Here is a 20,628-nt window from a genome sequence, read left to right on the forward strand (position 1 = left end):
CTCCCAACCTAAGTCCCTCTCAACCTAAGTCCCTAGCAACCTAATTCCCTCTCAACCTAAGTCCATCCCAACCCTGGAGACTGCTGACCAGCTCCGAAACTATATGAACAATACCTTCAATGATCCCCTGCATGACCGATGCTAAACAAGTATCCCTCCCATCAAAAAACAGCATGGATTCTTCCTCTCAGTTGATCATCCTCTCTCAGCGGATTATCCAAAAAAACAGGGCTTATTTACAACAGCTAATGAACCATACCTCAATGATTATTGCTCATTGATTATTGCTCAATAATTACTGCTCAATAATTACAGCTCAATGCCCTGTCACAAGCCCTGCTATGCAGCTTTCCAAATGAGCCCCTTTCTACCTTCTCCTTTTTCTCCCTTGTCTCCCTTCTTCTACTTATCCAGACAACGCAGCATCCTGAATACCGGTCATTTCAAAAAATGCAACTATGCGAAATATTTTTCTATTAAGCCTTTCCCTTTGTACTCTTATTTCCTGCTCGAAAGACAAAGATGAAACAAATAAGTACCCGCTGAATGGCACCTATTCGGGAACTTTTAAACGGTATAATCAACCGGAGGATAAAACTGCAGCTGTTAGTTTGGAGTTCAATAAAAATACCTGGTCAGGTAACAGTAATTTCGCCAAATACCCGGCACTTAACCAGGGAACTTATACAATGAATGACGTTGATGCACTGATATTTAAAAATACTTCACCCTGGACTGCAGATTTTGATTGGACATTTATACTGGATGGTATGTATATCCTGCATCTGAATGGTGATAGCCTGATATTTACCAAAAGTTATGGCAATGGGGCTGTGGATGTTTACAAACTGAAGAAACAAGCCCAATAAAATGCCGTTTTTAGACTACCCGATTGAAAATAATGGTGAAGTTATTGAATGCAGGGGAGTACCAAATTCAGAGAAGGTGTGCCCGAACCTGAAAATATAGTAAAAAAGAAGGTCTGGTAGTAACTACCAGACCTGTATCTTTTGATGTGTTGTGCCTTGATTAATAATCGCGACCGCCACCACCGTAACCGCCACGGCTGCCGCCACCGCCGTAACCGCCGCCACCGCCACGGTTTCCACCGCCGCCGTAACCACCGCCACCGCCACGACTTCCGCCGCCGCCGCCGTAACCGCCACGGCTTCCGCCGCCACCGCCACCGAAGCTTTTCTTCTTGAATCCACCACCACCGCCAGATCCACCTTCACGGGGTTGTGATTCGTTTACAACAATGCTACGACCCATAACTTCTGTGCCATGAAGGGCAGCAATAGCAGCGTTTCCAGCTTCTGAGTCGCTCATCTCAACAAAACCAAATCCTTTAGAGCGGTTGTTGTTGAATTTGTCTGTTACGATCTTGGCAGAAAGTACCTCTCCATAAGGAGCAAACATTTCTAAAAGATCCTGCTCAGTTAAATCCCAACTGAGGTTGCCAACGTAAATGTTCATTTTCTATTTTTTTGAACTTTTTAATAAACCCATAATGAAGCACAGTGTTGCAAAAAAGCCAGAAAATCATTTACTTGGAAACGCTCTGGGAAGTCTGAAACTGTAAAGATCATTAAGGAACCAAAACGAAGGTAATGAAATTGTGGAAAAACATACAAAATATCTAAATATTTAAAAGGACAATCCGGCCGGTATTGCCCGCCAGATCGTCCTTTTACTAAAGAAGCTTTGTATTTTTACTCAGCAACTACCTCAAAATCAAGCTCGGTTGATTTACCGTTCCCGAAATCAATAGTGGCTTTGTACTGACCCAATTCTTTTACTTCATCTGTAATCGAAATTCTCTTCCGATCAATTTCATATCCCTTTTGTTCACGAATGGCACGGGAAATCTGAAGTGATGTTACACTTCCGAAGATTTTTCCACTGGTTCCGGTTTTAGCACCCAGTTTCAAAGCACCTTCCTGAAGTTTGGCAATAACCTGGTTGATTTCAGCCAGCATTTTATCTTCTTTTTTCTTCTTCACTTTCAGCTTCTCATTGAGTTGCTTGAGGTTGGAAGGAGAAGCTTCTACCGCCATTTTCTGTGGAATAAGGAAATTCCGCGCATAGCCATTTTTTACTGTTACCAGTTCATTGGCACCACCCAGATTATCTACATCCTGAATAAGAATAACTTGCATTTTGTTCTTTTTTAGTACCCCAAAGAGCCCAATCAAATCTTTTTTAAATCTGACTCAGACTGTCTCCGCCGAAGCTTTAGCGTAGGCGGATTAGGGATTGGTTACTAGTTTGTTTTTATAACCTGATGAATCTTATTTCAACAGATCTGTAACGTAAGGAAGGATCGCCATCTGACGTGCTTTCTTAACAGCTTCAGATACTTTTCGCTGAAATTTCAGACTGTTTCCGGTAATACGACGAGGTAACATTTTACCCTGTTCGTTCAGAAACTTTTTTAGAAATTCACCATCCTTGTAATCCACGTATTTAATACCGTACTTCTTAAAGCGGCAAAACTTCTTGGCACGCTTCTCGGTCTTAATCGCGGTCAGGTATTTAATTTCATTCTTTGCCATGATTAAGCCTCCACTTTTTCAGTTCCGGTAGGTACGCCACTTCTCTTTTTTGCATTGTACTCAACGGCGTATTTGTCGAGTACAGTAAACATCTGACGAAGAACGTTGTCGTCACGCAACAGCTGAATTTTCAGCTTCTCATTGAAGTCGGATGGCGCTTTGTAATCCATTACCCAGTACAAACCGGTGGTTTTTTTCTGGATAGGATACGCCAGTGATTTTAATCCCCAGGGATTAGAATTTACCACCTCACCACCATTGCTGGTAACCAGGTCGATAAATTTTTTCTGAGCAGCTTTGTAGTCCTCTTCACTCAGAACAGGGGTAAAAATCACCATCAATTCGTAATTGTTCATGATCCCTGATTTGTTAAATAAAAAAATTAATTGGGCTGCAAAGGTAAGTGGTTTCAGTCATATGGCAATAAAAACTACGCTTTTAACCTAGAATGGGTATCCTATAGCAATATTTAGGATCAGGTTCTCTCTCCTCCAGTCCGGTTCTCCCAGCCTGATCTGATCAAGCACCCATTTCTGTCCGGCTGCTAACCAGGGTTTACGCAAGGGGGTTGCTAAATCTGCCCGAATTATCAGAATGGAGGCATCAATCCGGACACCGATTCCGGCACCCACGGCCAGATCATTCATAAATTTTCCTCCTGGCCATGCCGACCCGGGTTTCTCCGGATTCTCCCGCTCCAGCCAGATATTGCCTGCATCCCCAAACAGGGCTCCTTTTACCACACTGAATAGTTTGAACCGAAACTCGGTATTAAATTCCAGCTTGATATCACCTGCTTCACTGGCCGCAAAAGTACTGGTTTCCGAGCGGTAGCTACCCGGACCAAGGGTTCTGGCCCTGAATGCCCGTAAACTGTTACTACCCCCGGTCATAAACTGTTTCACAAAGGGAAGCGAATTATTGTTTCCATACGAAAAGCCGGATCCAACCAATAAACGGTTTACCCATTGCAGCTCCCGACCTAATTTCCAATAATGCCGAACTTCCCCTGTAAGTCGCAGGTATTGGGCAAATGGCTGATAACCGATTGTTTTATTTCCATCACTGTTTTTGGGAATCAGTAAGCCAAGTACATTACCCGCTGCATCCAAATTGCCCTGTAAAAAAACACTGTGAATCCTCCTTTTATTTACGTTATTATAAGTAACAGTATAATTGCTTCCAATAATAAACTGTTTCTCAATCGACTGACGCAGGGTAGGGTCTTTTTCCAGAATCTCTTCAAATGCAGGGGAGATTCTCGTTGGCAGCACATAGGAGATGGATACAGGTACAAGATGATGATCTGTTAATCTTCCCGTCTTCCATTGGTACGCCTGTTGCAGTGTAAAGGAATTCAGGTTATACAGACCAGGCCTGCTCAGTAATTCATACCCGATACTCAGTCTTGTTCTCGGAATAAATGCATTGCTGGTTCTTATTTTAAAAAAGGGCACAATTATACCCGGTAAATTCAACGCCACCTCACCATTCAGACTGTAGCCTCTGGTATTTGCCTGGTCTACCTGATTACCACCTACCTGCCATTCAAATCCACCGGATAGTTTTACTTCAAAACGGTTCGCTCTTTTTAACCAATTCCGATTTAATGAACTGATCGTTATCTGAGAACCCACAAAATTATTTGACTTGCTGTTTCCATTTAATTCAACCTGTAAACTTCGCCTCGGAGTAGGAGTCATAAAAAAACGTGCCCTCAATCTGCTGCTGTCTGCTTCCTCTATTTCTGTTTTTACAAATTTGTAAGTGCCCAAGCTCATTAATCGTTCCAGGGTTCGCTCATGCGCTCTGAAACGATACAGGCTGTCCTCCTTCAGTAAAACATAGCGGCTAAATATTTTCGGTAAAAACATATCATTGATATCTTTTACCCGGTAAGGTCCCATATCAATTTCCGGGGCATTTCTAACCAGACTGTCCTCCGATAAATTATAACTCGGATACAACGTGATGCTTTGCATCCGAAAAGCTCTCTTTGCATTTTCCGGAATACTGTCCTTATACCGGATAAATAACTTTACTTCTCCATTGTAATTGCTATCCACCTCTGTCAATAGATAATCAGGTAGAAAATAATAATACCCCTGTTGCCTTACCTGATTACTGATCCGCTGACGTTCCTGTTTTATCCGATCCAGATTATAAAAACGGTCCTCCTTCAACAAACTTTTTTCCTGTGAACGCAAAATAGTTTTACTCAGTCGCGAACTGTCCAGTTCAAAAACAACATCGCGTATTTTATAGCGAATCCCCGAATTTACCTCGTACTGTATGGCAGCTTTTTTACTCCCCTTTGTTTTGGTTTCATGCGCAACGGATGCCTGCATAAAACCATTATCTTCCATATAACTGGTTAATACTTCAGCAGTGTAAGCAGGTTTTGCTTTGCTTAACAAAACCGGAGGCTCCCCCCATTTATTCCGCAGCAAATGATTAAGCCCCTTGCCGGCAGGTTTATTTCCAAGATTATATAACCATAAACGAATCGGCATGCCTAAAAATTTCCGATTCGGTGCCGGCCTGCTCATTGATATCAAATCAGGCTCCAGCTCTTTCCGTTGACCCGGTTTTTTTCCTTCCCATTTGATACTGGTTCCGGTATATAAGCGGTCACCTTCCGGAACCGTTCTGGTGGAGCTGCAGCTTACCAGGAATGCAAATCCTGATAACAAAACAAGACGAATTATATTATTTTGAATTCCTGCCATTCTCCTGTTGCTTTTTAGCTTTTTCAAAAATCTCGCGGAACTGATCAAAATCCATGACCAGCATAAAGGAAACTCCTGTTTCAATTATCTGTCCCAATAAAATAGCATCCGTCTGATTACGCTGATAGGCACGGATTCTGTACCGGCCATCCCTACTAAGCTTGTATTCAATTAAAACATCACCGATCAATTGCGCACCATTTGCGGGGGCATTGCCCATCAGTCCAATATTTGAACCAACCGACACGGTTAAACGATCATTGAAAAGTGTTTTGCTTGCTCCCACATTCAATACGGTGGATTCCTGCCTCCTGCCACTCATATAATCTTCCTGTGTTTCCAGATCAAAATTGAGATCAATGCCCTTGATCAGGGATCCTGCCAGTGTATTCAATTGTTGAGAAAGAATCTTACTCACACTTTGTTTTGCGGTAAATCCGATGCCTCCTTCATTTCTGTTTTGCAGACTTTCCAATGGATTTTCCGAAAGGAAGGTTTGCAATACCAGTAAGGCCATCACCTGCTTGGTGAGCTCAGATTCATTACTGTTGATTTGTTTTAATCGGGTATACACCGCACCATTAAAAAAGTTTCGGTCTTTTTCCGGCATATCCAATCGGAAATTAATAGTTGGCTCCATCAACTGATTGGTAATATCAAGATACACTTCAACCGGAACCTTCTGACGCAAACTGGTAAGTTCCGATCTGCTTCCGCTGCTTTGGTCGCGGATCAGATCAATTGCCGGGGCATTTACCTGATATTTTGCACTAATCGCAATCGTAGCTTCCAACGGATCTCCATTCCAGGTAATGCTGCTGCCTTTCTCAATACTGAAACTTCGTTTGATTAACTGACTTAGCGACATTTCATATTTCCCTTCTTCAATTTCATAAATCCCTGTAAGCGTTATGCGATTCCCCTGCTCAATTTTTAAATTCAGATTCGTAGTTCCCTTTACTTCAAGAAAGTCACCATTGTATGGATCAATCACTATGGTAAGCGTGGAAGCCGGCGTAATTTCTATATCACCTGTAAATTCTATACCACTGAATCCGACAACTGAAGGAGACTTTCCTTTGGTTCTTATAATAAGTGTGGTATCCACCGGGTTCTGTCGGTTCACAAATTCAATTACACCTTCCCGATTCACCACACCCGGTTCATCTTCCGGTACAACAAATCCTACCACCGACTTATCAACCAGTTTCAATTTCAGATCAACTTTAGGCAATTTCAAATCGCCACCTACACGGATGGTGCTATTAATTCTTGCGGGTCCCCACATCAATTGATCCTCCGATACTTTAGGGCCAAGCACCATGAAATTGCTTGCGTTAACACTCAAATCAAATACCGGATTCTGTAAATCTTCCAGTCTAATTAACCCGTCAATGATGGCATTTCCACCAGCTGTATCTTTTAATGTAAACTGGTTTAACTTCAGGCCGTTCTCACTAAATACAAGTTTCTGCTGATCTATACTAAGTGGATTATTCAAATAACTAACCCGCATTTTCCCGTTATTGAAAAGCAATTCACCATTTAGAGAAGGATTCGTTGGACTTCCATTTACATCCAGCGATCCGGTTATTGTGCCGGTCATATTAGTTACCGACCCACTGGTGAAAGGTTCAATACTGGCTAATTGTAAACTGTCTAATTGCAATTTGGCAAGCAATTCATCTCCATAATTTCCTTTGATCAAAACATTATTCCCATACCCGGTTAAACTTCCGTCAATTCCGATGTCTTTTCCATTCCGCACAAGGTCAGCTTTGATGGTACCTACTGGTTTTCCAAAAAGCCGAAGACTGTCAACTTCAATGTTTCCGGTTATACTTGAATCATTGGCTGCATGTGAAAACTGAAGCAAGGCATTGATTTTGCCCTCAGCAAGCGTGGTATCCTTTGAAATAAACGAGCTGATCGTTTTCGCCTGAAAATCTTTAATGGTAAGCAGATAGGCGGCCACTTTGCCAGAATCCGGCCGCTGGTGATGTATCCTGATTGATTGGCTGTCTGAACCAATCTCAACTTCGGCATCTACCAGTTTGCCATCTTTGAATATGAGACCAGTGTCAGCCTTGGCATAAAATATCTCTTTATTCAATAATACTTCCGGCGCCAGACTGATTTTCCAGTTTTTCACCGACTCTAATTCCATTCCTCCACCAATACGATAAGATGGCTTTCTGTCTGTATCATCAATTGCAAGGAGCCAGTTGATATTTCCTTTTTCTCCTTTAGCAGTAAAGGAACTATGGTGAATAGGGAAGGAAGGATGATCAATTGCCGCAAATTCAAGGGAAGTATGAATGCTGTCTGCATTCATATATGCCAGTATCTGAAGACTGTCTACAATGGCTGCTCCATATTTGAATTGCGGTTGGCTGGCAAGTATATAGATCAAACTGCTATCTGAATTCATTCGTGCTTCTATCATCAATGGCTTGCGAATTTCAAATTCCGGTAATAATTTCTCCATTGAGCGTGGAAGCATAAACGAACCCACCAATTTGGCTGACTGGCTTCCTATACTGTCTGAAATTGCCACCAGCCCGGTGTCAGATGGATTCAATTGCTTGTTTACCAGCATTGCAGTTGTTTTTGCAAGCTTGGTATAATCGTAATCTCCAGTCAGAGAAGCGGTACCAAACGGACTGTTTAATAGAATAGATTGTTCATCCGGTTGGGCTGTTGCATTCAGTATAATGCTGTCAAGCTGATACTGGCCGGTTTCATTTGCATACTGTACATGATGTACGTGCACAGAACCATTCAGTTGCCTGGGCTGTGTATTGGAAAGGTCCAGTTCAACCAAACCTTTTATTATCATAGGACTCGTAGTTAATCCGATTGCCATCAAATCAATCCGGTCAACCAGTACCTTTCCTGCCACGGATGGAAACCCTTCCATTAACTCACCACGGAGATCAACACTCGCTTGAAGATTGGAATCAAGACTGTTTAATTTTGCTGCATAATGTTTGTTTTCGAGACGTCCATCAATACTAATATTCTGATAGGTATACCCTTGTAATTTTGCCTGTCGAATAGTTAAAACTGCACTTGAATTCATGGAGGACGGATCAAATCCTTTACCCTTCACTTTGCCACTTGCCTGAATCAATCCAATACTGGTATCTGAAATCCATTTCCCTGCATCCATATCCAATTCATCTAATGCGATGTCATAGGTTGCAGTGGAGCTGTTCTGTAAATGCCGGACAGTTCCCCTGAGCCGCACCCTGCCATAACTTGATTGAAGGTTTAATACTGTTTTAAATCCTTTCAATCCGCCGGATAGAGATCCGTTCAAATTTATATCATCAGCTAATTTAATAGTTGGGGGAAGTACATTCGCCGGTAACCATGCATCAATAGCAGATTTTCCAGTTTTAATTACGATGGTATTCAGCTCACCGCTCAACCGGTCGGGGTTTGAAATATGAAACAACTTTCCATCCATTCGAATGTCATTGCCGGCATTATCATGGATATGAATTTGGTTAAGAACAAGAGAAGATAAATTTCCTCTAAGCCTGCCGCTGAGTCTGATTTCTTTATTCCACCATTTCTTAAAATTGGTGTCCTGTTCAAGTTCCGGAGCAAAATACAAGGCCTCTGCCAAAACCAGTTTGGATTCTGGTAAATCTGCAGTTATTCCAATTTCATCCGTACGTAATTTACCCTCACTGCCGGAAGGCAGATAAAGCAATAAATTATTCGAAAGATTACTGGATCCTGTTTGTAAATAATATTTTTTCAGCGATAGGCTATCTTTACCATAACGAATATCAGCTACTGCTTTTTTTAGCTGGAATCCGGATCTTTCTTTAACTGATAACTGTTTTAAAAATGCTGTCAGTATATCCTTTTCCCAACTGATTTCTTCAATGCTTGTTTCAATATTTTTCAATCCCAGATAATTAAAGTCGATGGCTTTTTTATAAGAACTTCTTGCCATTCCAGGGTTCTGCATTCCGAAGGAACCGTTCTTTATAGCTAGTGATTTAAGTTTTACAAACAAGGGTGAACTTTTTACCGAAACATTTTCCGTTGTATCCATTCCTTTTTGCTGAATCAAATAACCGCTGGGTTGCAAAAAATCAACTGAACCTGCCTGATAATTATTCTGCCCAATATCTGCCCTGATTAATTCAAGACGGGCATTTCCAACCTGCCACCCGGTTTGAATTCCACTGCCTTCATCTGAATAGGAAAAATGAATATTTTCCAGTTGGATCAGTTTTCCTTTTGCCAACAATTTCAATGGGTTGGTTGCCACTTGCTCTTCTGACATTTCTGCCTTTTCATTCCTGTATTGCTGATCAAAATAGCCGATCAGACCATTTATTCGCAATTCATTGAAATCATACAGACCGGAACTGATATCCGTTTCCCTGAATCTCCAGCTTAGGTGATTCAAAACGAGATTGGTATTAATTCCTGCGGGTTTGTCTTTATAACTTAACCAGATATTGTTAAGCTCTATTCGGCCAATTGAAATTTTCCAGGAACTGGCGGAACTGGTATCAATTTGTTCAGGTGCTTTTGAGGAAGGTGCCAGCTGGTTCAGAATAAACTGATAGTTCAGGCTGTCATTCTCTAACGTATAAACATTGGCAAGGAGTTTATTCCATTGCAGGCTGTAAACTTTCAATTCGCTCCAAAAAAGTGGCAGCAGGGCATAATGGACCGAAAGCGAATCACTGTGCAGCAAAACCTTGTTTTGCCGGTCAAACAAGGTTAATCCTTCAATACTTACCCGATCGAAACCGTCTAAACGGATCCGGCGAAGTTCGACCCTGGTTTGAAGTTTGCTTTCAAGGGTGGATTTTACCTTCCTGGTAAGGTATTCCTGTCCCCAATTGCTCTGAATAAGCAGTAGGATCAATGCCAGAAACAGCAAAATAGCCAGCATCACCCGCAGGCTGATTCGCAACCACCGGGGCCCCCTTTTTGGATAAAGATGTATTATTTTCAACTGATTCTCTGCTGCTTATATCCTATAAATTCCATGCCGAAGCTACTTAGAAATGAGGTTAAGGCTGACAGGTAGTGCAGAGTTTCTGCCAAATTTGCTGTTTCAGTCCCTGAAAACAGGCGTGGCACCCGATTTGAGGCGGGGCAACAGATAACCAACGAAAAATAGAACAGTATGCAAAAAGGAAGTATCAGGGTTCAAACGGAGAATATTTTCCCCATAATCAAGAAATTTTTATACAGTGAGCACGATATTTTTTTGAGGGAGCTCATCAGTAACGCAGTGGATGCCACCCAAAAACTTAAGACACTTTCTTCTATTGGAGAGGCAAAAGGTGAGTTGGGAGACCTTTCCATTACAGTTACAATCGATTCAGAAGCCAAAACACTTACCATTTCAGACAAAGGGGTAGGTATGACGGCAGAAGAAGTAGATAAATATATCAATCAGGTAGCCTTTTCCGGTGCCGAGGAATTCCTGAATAAATACAAGGGCCAAAATGAGAACAATATAATCGGTCATTTTGGCCTGGGTTTCTATTCCTCTTTCATGGTTAGTGACAAGGTTGAAATCAGGACAAAAAGCTTTAAAGAAGCGCCTGCCGTTCGATGGGAATGTGACGGAAGTCCGGAATACCAACTGGAAGAAACTGAAAAAGAAAACCGGGGAACGGATATTGTACTCTTCATAAATGAAGAGAGTAAGGAATTTCTGGAAGCAGACCGGGTAAAAACCGTTTTGAAACGTTTTTGCCGGTTCCTACCCGTTCCGATATTCTTTGAAGGAGAACAGATTAATAATCCAACTCCAGCCTGGACAAAAAAACCGGCTGATCTTACAACTGAAGATTACCAGTCATTCTATAAAGAACTCTATCCGTTTAATGAACCACCCCTTTTCTGGATTCATCTCAATGTGGATTACCCCTTCAATTTGACGGGCATCCTGTATTTCCCTAAAATCAAACAGAGTTATGAAATTCAGAAGGACAAGATCCAGCTGTACAGCAATCAGGTTTTTGTCACAGATGAAGTAAAAGACATAGTGCCTGAATTTCTTATGCTTTTGCAAGGGGTAATTGATAGTCCGGATATTCCGTTGAATGTAAGCCGTAGTTATTTGCAGGGTGATCCCAATGTGAGGAAAATCAATAACCATATTACCAAAAAAGTGGCGGATAAACTGGATGAGATTTTCCGGAATGACCGTGCCGAATTTGAATCCAAATGGGAAAGCCTGGGGCTTTTTGTGAAATACGGAATGATGACAGATGATAAGTTTCTCGAAAAAGCAGAGAAATTTCACATCATGCAGGATACCCAATCTGCAAAATTTTATACACTGGAAGAATATAAAACAGCAACACTTGCACTCCAAAAAAACAAAGAAGGAAAACAGGTTATTTTGTATGCGACAGATCCTGTTCAACAGGACACTTTTATAAAAGCGGCAACAGACAAGGGATATAGTGTAGTGAAGCTGGAAACCATAGTGGATGCCGCCTTTATCAACCAGATGGAAATGAAATGGAGTGATGTTCAATTTACCCGTGTGGATGCTGATATTGCAGATAATCTGATTGATAAACAGGAGACTGGCACATCTGTACTAAGCAAAGAACAGGAAGAACAACTGAAAAAATTATTTGAACAGCAGGCTTCCGGTTTGCACCTGACTGTTGAAGTAAAAGGATTAAATCCGGAAACAGCACCTGTAGTAGCAACCCGTCCGGAGTTTATGCGTCGGATGAAGGATATGTCTGCAGTAAGCGGACCAATGGGAAGTTTTTATGCCAATATGCCGGATGAAGTAACCTTGACTGTAAACGGAAATCATCCCATTTATCAGCAGATTTTAAATGGCGGTGACGAACAGAAACAGGAAAAGCTGACACGTAATCTGGCTGATCTTGCTTTATTGTCACAGGGACTTTTAAAAGGAAGTAATCTCACCTCCTTTATTGAACGCAGCGTTGATTTAATGAAAGCCTGATTTAATTTTCATTCATACTGGCCCGTAGATCGATAATTCTCAGCTGAAGGTGTTTGGATCCATTCCATTCATTTTCGTCAAGAGTAAAGACGATATCTACGGGCTTTTCATTTTCCAATAGAGGGAATTTTTCAGCCAACCCGAATCCGATGCCATTAAACAGTATACTGTCCTGGACAAGACTGAATTTAATATGCTGGTCTTTTACAATTTTCGACCAGCCATTGTTTTTAACCTGACGCGCCAGAAATACCGGTCGGGTATTTTCCGGTCCAAATGGCTCCATCTGACAAAGGATATTATAGAAACTGTTTTTTAAATCAGCCAATCGAACTTCTGCATCAATATTAATTTCCGGGCTTAATTGATCCGGACCAATGGTAGCAGCAACAATTTCTTCGAATTTTTCACGAAAAGCGGACACCTGATCCGGTAGCAGGGTCATACCGGCAGCAGCAAAATGACCTCCATAACCCAGGAGATGTTCTCTGCAGGCATGTATGGCTTCATATAGATTAAAACCGGCTACTGATCTTGCACTGCCGGCTACAATATCTCCACTTTGTGTAAGCACTACGGTTGGGCGGTAGAAGCGGTCAATCAATCGGGATGCAACAATTCCAACAACGCCTTTATGCCAGTGTGGCTGAAATACAACCGTGGATCGGCGGGATGCCTGGGCCAGATCATTTTCAATCATATCCATGGCTTCCACGGTGATAGACAAATCTGCTTCCTTGCGGTCATCATTATGCGAATGTAATTGTTCAGCCAGACCGGCAGATTTTGCCGGATCTTTTTCAACAAAAAGCTGAACTGCAAGGCGGGCATCATCCATTCTTCCTGCCGCATTTACTCTTGGTGCAATTACATAAATCAGGTTATTGATCGTAAGTGTCTGGTGCTCAATTTTTGATAATTGAATCAGCGCTTTGATGCCCGGGGAAGGATGTTCATTAACTCTTTTTAAGCCAAAATAAGCGAGTACCCGGTTTTCTCCGGTAATTGGAACTATGTCAGCGGCAATTGCGGTAACAACAAGATCGAGATACCTCAGATAATATTCATCCGGCATTTGCATGTGCATACAGAGCGCGGTGATCAGTTTGAATCCAACACCACAACCGCAGAGTTCTTTATAAGGATAAGGGCAGTCAGTTTGCTTAGGATTAAGGATCGCGGTTGCCGGGGGAAGTTGTGCATCCGGCATGTGGTGATCACAAACAATAAAATCAATGCCCAGTTCTTTAGCATAACTGATCAGCTCAACTGATTTAATGCCGCAGTCAAGTGAAATAATAAGGGTTACGCCATTGGCATGTGCCAGGTCAATCCCTTTTTTGGAAATCCCATAACCTTCTTTATACCTATGGGGGATATAATAATCCAATTTGTCAGATTCGTAATTGTCGAGCAGAAATTGAAACAGACAGGCTACTGCTGTGGTGCCATCCACATCATAATCACCGAAAACCATTATTTTTTCTCTGGCCTGCAGGGCTGAAACAATCCGGTCAACCGCTTTTTGCATATCCTTCATCAGAAAAGGGTCATGCAGTTCGGAAAGTTGTGGGCGGAAAAAAGCACGGGCTTCTTCAAAGCTTTGAATTCTTCGCTGAACCAGAATTTTACAGATTACCGGATGTACTCCCAGTTTTTCCTGCAGGGCTTTGACCTCTTTTTGGGGGGCATTTAATAGTTTCCATCTTTTCTCCATTCAGCTCAATATTTGCGGTCGGTCGTAAACCGGACCAGTTCTTCCAGGGCCATTCTGGTATCAGTTGCGGGAAATTCGTGTAAGATGGACAATGCTTCATCCCGGTATTGGAACATCTTATCAGTTGCATACCGGATTCCACCGGACTGAACCACAAAATCGATCACTTCTTTCACCTTTTCGGGGTTTTTGTGGTCGTTTTTAATAATATTTACCATTTTTCGGCGGATTGGTTTATCTGCCTGGTTCAGTGAATAAATAAGAGGTAAGGTAAGTTTTTTTTCTTTGATATCATTCCCGGTTGGTTTGCCAATGGCTTCTGAACCATAATCAAATAGATCATCCTTAATCTGAAAGGCAATGCCAACTTTTTCGCCAAAACTTTTGAGCATAGCCGCCTGGTTTTCATCATTTTGGGCTGAAAATGCGCCGGCTGCACAGGACGAGGCCAGGAGGGAGGCTGTTTTATTGCTGATGATTTCGAAATAGACGGATTCGTCCATATTCAGGCTCCGGCTTTTTTCAATTTGCAGTAATTCTCCTTCACTCATACGCCTTACGGCGTCCGAGAGTAATTGTAAAATCCGGAAATCGTTGTTATCCAGTGATAAAAGGAGGCCTTTGGCCAAAAGATAATCACCAATAAGGACAGAAACCTTGGCTTTCCAAAGGGCATAGGTGGAAAAGAACCCCCGTCTTTCCATGGATTCGTCCACCACATCATCGTGCACCAGGGTAGCTGTATGTAGTAATTCTACGAGAGATGCCGCCCTGTAGGTAGAGTCGGTAATGGGACCGCAAAGTCGGGCTGACAGCAACACAAACATGGGCCGGAGCTGTTTTCCTTTCCTTTTTACGATAAAACTGGTAATCCGGTCGAGCATGGGAACCTGACTTTTAACGGCTTCCCGGAACCTTTTTTCAAAGACATTCAGCTCTTCGGCTATAAGTGACTGTGCTAATTTCATGAATTTAAATACCGCGGCAAATTACGTCAATGCTGACCATTTTCAAGCAAACCAAATCTTTCATAATATGTCTTTCAATTGATTCTGTGGATATTAAAGAGTGTTTATATGAGTTTTTTATTTGGTATTTTGCGCTCATTTGATATTTTTGTGCTTAGTTTGGAATACTGTATCCTGTCAATTCATTAACCATTATTTATAAAAATCTATTATGGCAATCAAAAAATACACAGCGCTCATTGGGTTTCTGTGTTTGTTGGCATCTGGCTCGTACGCCCAGATCGGGACGAGTTATGATGTACAAGATTCCTCGTTGGTAACCAGAAAAAGACTGCCTCAGCACAACGAATTTATGAACAATGCCTACCCTTTCCCGGCCAAACCCCGCAACCAGTGGGAGATTGGTATCAAAGGTGGGTTATTTAATATTTTTGGTGATGTACCCACTACCTTCCCCACTTTTGGAGGTGGTTTACATGTTCGGAAAGCACTTGGATACATGTTTTCACTTAGAGCTGAATTTATGTATGGTGTAGGAAAAGGGCTTAACTGGAAAGGTCGCGGATCGGGTATAAACAACGCATGGAGAGAGGAAGGATATGGTGTTGCTCCTTTCGGAACCGTATTTGATAACTACCGTACGGTAATGAAAGACCTTAATCTACAGGCAATCATCTCCTTCAACAATATCCGTTTTCATCAGGCAAAGTCCAATTGGAATGCCTATGGTATAATTGGTTTGGGTGCCAGCTGGTATAAAACCAAAATCAATGCGCTGGATGATGCCGGAAATCCATATGATTTCAGTTCTATTACGGTTAGAAATATTTATAAAGAAAGAAAAGAAACCAGAAAGCAGCTGAAAGACCTGATGGATGACAGCTATGAAACGGATGCAGAAACCGATGGTGATGCCCGGCCTAAATTGGGCGGAAATACACTCGGTGGCAATTTCCATTTCGGTGCAGGTATGGCTTTCCGCATTAGTCCAAGGGTGAATATTGCGATTGAAGATCGATTCACAGTAACCAAGAATGACCTGTTGGATGGCCAGCGCTGGCAGGCAGCCAGAACCGGCAACCCGGCTTCTCCATTTGGTTCTATTCTGACTCCTGACTACGATACGTATAACTACTTTACGGTAGGTGCCAACTTTAATCTGGGTGGAAAATCCACAGAACCTCTGTACTGGATGAACCCGCTGGATTATGCCTACAACGAGTTGAATGCACCCAAGCATATGAAACTTCCAAAACCCATTCTGGATGATGCAGATGGTGACGGTGTTACCGATCAGTTTGACCTGGAGCCGAACACTCCGGCCAACGCACCGGTTGACAGTCATGGTGTAAGTAAAGATACAGATGGTGATGGTGTGCCTGATTTCAAAGACAAGGAACTGATTACTCCAACACAATGTCAGCCTGTTGATGCCGACGGTATTGGTAAATGTCCGGAGCCTGCATGTTGTAAGGAAATCAGAGAAAGCGGAATCATGATGGGTACACAAAGTCAGTGTAGCATCGGTGATCTTCCAAGTATCTCCTTCTCTGGCCGTACGGTTACCCTGAACAATGACTCCAAAGCGGTTCTGGCAAGTGTTGCTGAGAAAATCCGTACCAATCCGAACTGCCGTATTGCAGTGATTGGTTATGGCGAATCCAGCAAGTCTGCACAGCAGCTCAGCTGGGATCGGGTAAATTCTGTAATCAACTACCTGGTTGAGCAGGAAGGAATCAGCGCAGACCGCTTTATCTTCAAATATGGTGAAGGTGGTGGAGATCCAAATACTGTAGATCTCCGTGATGGAACTACAGATGAGGGTCCGAATGCAGTACCTGCACCGCACCCGAACCTCCGCAGAAGGAACTAATATTGGTTAATATTGATATAAAAGAACCCCGCAATTGCGGGGTTTTTTTATATTTGATCAAATGTGTTAACTTTGCCAGCCTTTATGAGATCAATCCTTTTAGTTTGCATGATAGCGCTCCTCGGAACAGGATGTTCCAAATTTGCTAAAGTGCAGAAAAGTACCGATTATGATTACAAACTGCGAATGGCAGACCAGTATTTCGCCAAAAAGAAGTACATGTATGCCCAACAGTTATACGAAGAGCTCTTTCCATTGCTGAAAGGAGGTGATAAGTTCGAAGCAGTCTATTATAATTTTGCCTATTGTGCTTATTATATGCGGGATTATATGAATGCGGAGAACCTTTTTAAAGGGTTTGTGGAAGTGTTTCCGACCAGTAAAAGGGCAGAGGAAATGGAGTATATGCGGGCATATACCTATTATAAACAATCGCCCAAGGTGGAACTGGATCAAACCAATACCATCAAAGCAATTGGTTTAATGCAGGCATTTATTAATACTCATCCGGGATCGGAACGAAATAAGGAAGCTACAGCTATAATTGATGAAGGGCGGGCAAAATTAGAGTTGAAGGAGTTTAAAGCTGCAGAATTATATTTTAATCTGCGCCAGTTCAAAGCAGCAGCCATTTCATTTACCAATCTGCTGGAAAATTACCCTGATTCTGAGAAGAGTGATGCCTATAAGCTGGAAGTAATCCGTTCTTATTTCGAATATGCCGTATTGAGTATTGATGAGAAAAAAGAAGAACGATTTAATAAGGTTATCGAGCAGTGTAATGAATTTGCTGACCGGTTTCCTGAAAGTAGCCTGAAAGGGGAAGTAACCAATTATCTGTCAACATCGCAAAGTAATATTAAAGCAATAAAAAATGAGCAAGTTAAGACGTCAGCTTAGTTCCAATACCAGTAATGTAGCGGAAGCGAAAAATCTGTTGGAAATCAAAGGCAGAACTGGTAACCTCTATGAGTCGATTGCCGTTATTGCCAAAAGAGCCAATCAGATCAACATAGCGCTGAAAGAAGAATTGCATAACAAACTGGAAGAGTTTGCAACGCATACAGACAGCCTGGAAGAGATCCATGAAAACAAGGAGCAGATTGAGATTTCCAGGGCATATGAAAGAATGCCAAACCCTCCGTTGCTGGCAACCCAGGAGTTTATGGAAGATAAAGTATATTACCGTAAGAACGAGGACAAATTGTTCAGCTGATTCTTATCCATATATTTGTTAAAGCGACGGCTATGCTGTCGCTTTTTTTTTAATTTTATCACATGTTGCAAGGAAAAAAAATCCTTCTTGGTATTAGTGGCAGTATAGCCGCCTACAAATCCATATCCCTGGTTCGCCTGCTTATAAAACAGGGCGCCTCCGTAAAAGTGATCCTTAGTCCGGCTGCCCGCGATTTTGTATCAACTCTTACACTATCCACATTGTCCAAACAGGAGGTGCTCAGTGATTTGTTTGATGAGGCTTCCTGGGCGAATCATGTAATGCTGGGCCGATCTTCAGATCTGTTCATTATTGCTCCTCTCAGCTGTAATACACTGGCCAAAATGGCTCATGGCCTATGTGATAATCTGTTATTGGCTACTTATTTGTCTGCCACCTGCCCGGTTTGGGTGGCGCCCGCAATGGACGAAGACATGTGGCAGCATCCCACTACCAAAACCAACCTTAATTTATTGAGGTCTTTTGGAAATCAGGTGATTCCGGTAAATTCCGGAGAACTTGCCAGTGGACTAAGCGGTGAAGGAAGAATGGCAGAACCCGAGGAGATACTGGCCCTGGTTTTTGAACATTTTACCAAAAGCGCAGACTTTACCGGCAAAAAAGCACTGGTTACAGCCGGACCAACCTATGAACCAATTGATCCGGTTCGATTTATCGGGAATCATTCTTCCGGGAAAATGGGGGTTGCCATCGCGCTCGAACTAGCCAACAGAGGCGCTTTCGTTGATCTGATTGCTGGTCCGGGTGTTCAATTGCCCCGTCATCCGGGAATCAGTATTCAATCAGTATCCACTGCAAAGCAAATGTTTGATGCCTGCAACAGCCGGTTTCAGGAGGTTGATCTCGCTATAATGTCTGCTGCTGTTGCGGATTATACACCCGAAACAGTTGCAGAAGAGAAGATCAAGAAAACAGCCGGCGGTATGGATCTGAAACTAACGAAAACCAAGGATATCCTCAAAGAACTAGGGCAGATGAAATCATCCAGGCAGGTGCTGGTTGGCTTTGCGCTGGAAACGAATAATGAAAGAGCCAATGCATTGCAAAAACTCGAATCAAAAAATGCGGACCTGATCGTTTTAAATTCATTACAGGATCAGGGAGCCGGATTCGGTCTGGATACAAATAAAATCACCGTATTTGACCGTTCCGGGCAGGAGGAAAAATTCCCGGTTAAATCTAAATCAGAAGTAGCAGCCGATATTATTGATCTGATCCATAAAAAATTCTATGAATAAAAAATGGCTTACAGGCATTCTGTTGTGCGTCCTCTGGTTCAATACCCAGGCGCAGGAACTGCAGGCGAAAGTAGTAGTAATTTCCAGTGAAGTTGGTTCCCGTGTAGATAGAAAAGTCTTCAATACACTTCAGAATGCGCTAACCAATTTTCTGAACAACAGGAAATGGACCAAAGATACCTATCAAACCAATGAACGAATCAACTGCAACTTTCTTATAACGGTTAAAACAGCACTGGATGGAAATATTTACCAGGCTACTCTGACGGTTCAGGCAGCCCGACCGGTTTACAATGCAGCGTATGAAACTCCGCTGGTAAATTTTATGGATGAAAACCTGTTGTTCCGGTATGTTGAATTCCAACAGCTGGAGTTTAATGAAAACAGGGTGAGTGGTAACGATCCCCTGGTGTCCAACCTGACGGCTGTTCTGGCATTTTATGTAAATATCATCCTGGGTATGGATGGTGATTCCTTTGCTCTTAAAGGCGGAGAACCCTATTTTATCAAAGCTCAGAATATCGTAAATAATTCACCCGATAGCAGAGATATTTTGGGTTGGAAGGCATTCGACGGACAAAGAAATCGATATTGGCTGATGGAAAATATGACGGGAGCACGCTATAATCTGATTCACGATGCTTTTTACGGATATTTCAGGCTGGGGTTGGATCAGTTTTACGAGAAGGAGGCAGAAGCCCGTAAAGCGGTTCTAAATGCCCTTCAGCAACTCAATACGCTGAATAGTGAAATCCCCAATTCAATGGTAATTCCCTTTTTTTTCCAGGGACGAACCGGAGAGTTAAGCAAAATGTTCAAGAAATCACCTCCCGATGAAAAAGCGACTGCAGTTGATTTATTGTCGAGGTTGGATATAACCAATGCCAATACCTATAAACAGGAGCTCCGCTAATGAGAAAACTGCAATGCTTCTGGTACGCCCTGATAGTGCTGTTTGCAGCCTGTAAAAATAATGGGGGAGAGGGAAATCCGCTTAGTCAGAAGAAAATGGTTCCACTGGTATACCAGTTGATGCTGGTAGATGAAATCAGCCTCGATTATAAGACCCGGGATTCCAGTTTTCGGGTGGATTCCATACGGGGGAAAAAATACGATCAGGTTTTTCATCTCAATAAAACCGACTATACAACTTTCAAAGAAAGTTATGAATACTATCTGGCTCGTCCCAATCAGTTAAAACAGATTTTTGATTCTGTTGAAGCCTATGCAAACAGAGACAGAATCGAACGAATGAATCCTTCTGCCTCAAAACCTGTAACAAGCCCGAAAAAGCTGAATAAGGACAAGAAGCCGGAATAAAAACGATGC

The 20,628-nt window shown here is 42.3% G+C and carries 16 protein-coding genes; 8 read left to right on the top strand and 8 right to left on the bottom strand.

Features of this window, described 5'->3' with window-relative positions:
- Nucleotides 1-458: 458 nt before the first annotated feature.
- Nucleotides 459-869 (top strand): hypothetical protein, encoded by a 411-nt coding sequence (locus tag B2746_RS03550; protein ID WP_290791056.1) that lies wholly within the window; start codon nt 459-461, stop codon nt 867-869.
- 160 nt (nt 870-1,029) lie between these two features.
- Here the strand turns inward: B2746_RS03550 and B2746_RS03555 are convergent, their stop codons facing one another.
- From B2746_RS03555 to B2746_RS03580, 6 genes are all read right to left on the bottom strand, one after another.
- Nucleotides 1,030-1,476 carry an RNA recognition motif domain-containing protein gene (locus B2746_RS03555; RefSeq protein ID WP_290791057.1) on the bottom strand — a complete coding sequence of 149 codons (447 nt, stop codon included), beginning with the start codon at nt 1,474-1,476 and terminating at the stop codon, nt 1,030-1,032.
- 236 nt (nt 1,477-1,712) lie between these two features.
- Nucleotides 1,713-2,159, bottom strand: a complete 447-nt coding sequence (rplI, locus tag B2746_RS03560; protein WP_290791058.1) for a 50S ribosomal protein L9 — start codon at nt 2,157-2,159, stop codon at nt 1,713-1,715.
- 132 nt (nt 2,160-2,291) lie between these two features.
- Nucleotides 2,292-2,555 (bottom strand): 30S ribosomal protein S18, encoded by a 264-nt coding sequence (gene rpsR, locus B2746_RS03565; RefSeq protein ID WP_150849522.1) that lies wholly within the window; start codon nt 2,553-2,555, stop codon nt 2,292-2,294.
- Nucleotides 2,556-2,557: 2 nt separating this feature from the next.
- Nucleotides 2,558-2,911, bottom strand: coding sequence for a 30S ribosomal protein S6 (gene rpsF / locus B2746_RS03570; protein WP_290791059.1), 354 nt, complete (start codon nt 2,909-2,911; stop codon nt 2,558-2,560).
- Between the two features lie 87 nt (nt 2,912-2,998).
- Nucleotides 2,999-5,284 carry a BamA/TamA family outer membrane protein gene (locus B2746_RS03575; protein ID WP_290791060.1) on the bottom strand — a complete coding sequence of 762 codons (2,286 nt, stop codon included), beginning with the start codon at nt 5,282-5,284 and terminating at the stop codon, nt 2,999-3,001.
- A complete protein-coding gene (locus B2746_RS03580; RefSeq protein WP_290791062.1) occupies nt 5,265-10,232 on the bottom strand; it encodes a translocation/assembly module TamB domain-containing protein in 4,968 nt (1,655 codons plus the stop codon). The genes B2746_RS03575 and B2746_RS03580 overlap by 20 nt, the downstream gene beginning before the upstream one ends.
- A 216-nt stretch (nt 10,233-10,448) precedes the next feature.
- Here B2746_RS03580 and htpG point away from each other — a divergent pair, with 216 nt between their 5' ends.
- Complete coding sequence (gene htpG, locus B2746_RS03585) at nt 10,449-12,266, top strand: molecular chaperone HtpG (protein WP_290791063.1); 1,818 nt, start codon at nt 10,449-10,451, stop codon at nt 12,264-12,266.
- A gap of 1 nt (nt 12,267) precedes the next feature.
- On the opposite strand, the gene recJ is transcribed toward htpG, so the two are convergent.
- Both recJ and B2746_RS03595 read right to left on the bottom strand, forming a co-directional pair.
- On the bottom strand, nt 12,268-13,983 hold the full coding sequence (recJ, locus tag B2746_RS03590) for a single-stranded-DNA-specific exonuclease RecJ (RefSeq protein ID WP_290791065.1): 1,716 nt from the start codon (nt 13,981-13,983) through the stop codon (nt 12,268-12,270).
- Nucleotides 13,984-13,988: 5 nt separating this feature from the next.
- Nucleotides 13,989-14,951, bottom strand: coding sequence for a polyprenyl synthetase family protein (locus B2746_RS03595; protein ID WP_290791066.1), 963 nt, complete (start codon nt 14,949-14,951; stop codon nt 13,989-13,991).
- A gap of 211 nt (nt 14,952-15,162) precedes the next feature.
- Here B2746_RS03595 and B2746_RS03600 point away from each other — a divergent pair, with 211 nt between their 5' ends.
- The 6 genes from B2746_RS03600 to B2746_RS03625 all read left to right on the top strand — a co-directional run bounded on the left by B2746_RS03600 (nt 15,163) and on the right by B2746_RS03625 (nt 20,619).
- The gene (locus B2746_RS03600; RefSeq protein WP_290791068.1) at nt 15,163-16,824 is read left to right on the top strand and encodes an OmpA family protein; all 1,662 of its coding nucleotides are present in this window, start codon (nt 15,163-15,165) and stop codon (nt 16,822-16,824) included.
- An 84-nt stretch (nt 16,825-16,908) separates the two neighbouring features.
- Nucleotides 16,909-17,724 carry an outer membrane protein assembly factor BamD gene (locus B2746_RS03605; protein WP_290791070.1) on the top strand — a complete coding sequence of 272 codons (816 nt, stop codon included), beginning with the start codon at nt 16,909-16,911 and terminating at the stop codon, nt 17,722-17,724.
- The gene (locus tag B2746_RS03610; protein ID WP_290791072.1) at nt 17,699-18,040 is read left to right on the top strand and encodes a DNA-directed RNA polymerase subunit omega; all 342 of its coding nucleotides are present in this window, start codon (nt 17,699-17,701) and stop codon (nt 18,038-18,040) included. Before B2746_RS03605 ends, B2746_RS03610 begins: the two co-directional genes overlap by 26 nt.
- Before the next feature lie 62 nt (nt 18,041-18,102).
- The gene (coaBC, locus tag B2746_RS03615) at nt 18,103-19,299 is read left to right on the top strand and encodes a bifunctional phosphopantothenoylcysteine decarboxylase/phosphopantothenate--cysteine ligase CoaBC (protein ID WP_290791074.1); all 1,197 of its coding nucleotides are present in this window, start codon (nt 18,103-18,105) and stop codon (nt 19,297-19,299) included.
- Entirely contained in the window at nt 19,292-20,212 is a 921-nt protein-coding gene (locus B2746_RS03620) for a DUF4835 family protein (RefSeq protein WP_290791076.1), read from the top strand. Before coaBC ends, B2746_RS03620 begins: the two co-directional genes overlap by 8 nt.
- Nucleotides 20,212-20,619 (top strand): DUF4296 domain-containing protein, encoded by a 408-nt coding sequence (locus B2746_RS03625; protein WP_290791077.1) that lies wholly within the window; start codon nt 20,212-20,214, stop codon nt 20,617-20,619. The genes B2746_RS03620 and B2746_RS03625 overlap by 1 nt, the downstream gene beginning before the upstream one ends.
- Nucleotides 20,620-20,628: the final 9 nt, after the last annotated feature.

Origin of the sequence: Flavihumibacter sp. UBA7668, assembly GCF_002483205.1 — a bacterium.
In the GTDB taxonomy this organism is placed as follows: domain Bacteria; phylum Bacteroidota; class Bacteroidia; order Chitinophagales; family Chitinophagaceae; genus Flavihumibacter.

What these genes read in the sequence shown, in the direction of transcription:
- B2746_RS03550 (WP_290791056.1), top strand. Translation starts at nt 459, where the DNA reads ATGCGAAATATTTTTCTATTAAGCCTTTCCCTTTGTACTCTTATTTCC.
- B2746_RS03555 (WP_290791057.1), bottom strand. Translation starts at nt 1,476, where the DNA reads ATGAACATTTACGTTGGCAACCTCAGTTGGGATTTAACTGAGCAGGAT.
- rplI (WP_290791058.1), bottom strand. Translation starts at nt 2,159, where the DNA reads ATGCAAGTTATTCTTATTCAGGATGTAGATAATCTGGGTGGTGCCAAT.
- rpsR (WP_150849522.1), bottom strand. Translation starts at nt 2,555, where the DNA reads ATGGCAAAGAATGAAATTAAATACCTGACCGCGATTAAGACCGAGAAG.
- rpsF (WP_290791059.1), bottom strand. Translation starts at nt 2,911, where the DNA reads ATGAACAATTACGAATTGATGGTGATTTTTACCCCTGTTCTGAGTGAA.
- B2746_RS03575 (WP_290791060.1), bottom strand. Translation starts at nt 5,284, where the DNA reads ATGGCAGGAATTCAAAATAATATAATTCGTCTTGTTTTGTTATCAGGA.
- htpG (WP_290791063.1), top strand. Translation starts at nt 10,449, where the DNA reads ATGCAAAAAGGAAGTATCAGGGTTCAAACGGAGAATATTTTCCCCATA.
- recJ (WP_290791065.1), bottom strand. Translation starts at nt 13,983, where the DNA reads ATGGAGAAAAGATGGAAACTATTAAATGCCCCCCAAAAAGAGGTCAAA.
- B2746_RS03595 (WP_290791066.1), bottom strand. Translation starts at nt 14,951, where the DNA reads ATGAAATTAGCACAGTCACTTATAGCCGAAGAGCTGAATGTCTTTGAA.
- B2746_RS03600 (WP_290791068.1), top strand. Translation starts at nt 15,163, where the DNA reads ATGGCAATCAAAAAATACACAGCGCTCATTGGGTTTCTGTGTTTGTTG.
- B2746_RS03605 (WP_290791070.1), top strand. Translation starts at nt 16,909, where the DNA reads ATGAGATCAATCCTTTTAGTTTGCATGATAGCGCTCCTCGGAACAGGA.
- B2746_RS03610 (WP_290791072.1), top strand. Translation starts at nt 17,699, where the DNA reads ATGAGCAAGTTAAGACGTCAGCTTAGTTCCAATACCAGTAATGTAGCG.
- coaBC (WP_290791074.1), top strand. Translation starts at nt 18,103, where the DNA reads ATGTTGCAAGGAAAAAAAATCCTTCTTGGTATTAGTGGCAGTATAGCC.
- B2746_RS03620 (WP_290791076.1), top strand. Translation starts at nt 19,292, where the DNA reads ATGAATAAAAAATGGCTTACAGGCATTCTGTTGTGCGTCCTCTGGTTC.
- B2746_RS03625 (WP_290791077.1), top strand. Translation starts at nt 20,212, where the DNA reads ATGAGAAAACTGCAATGCTTCTGGTACGCCCTGATAGTGCTGTTTGCA.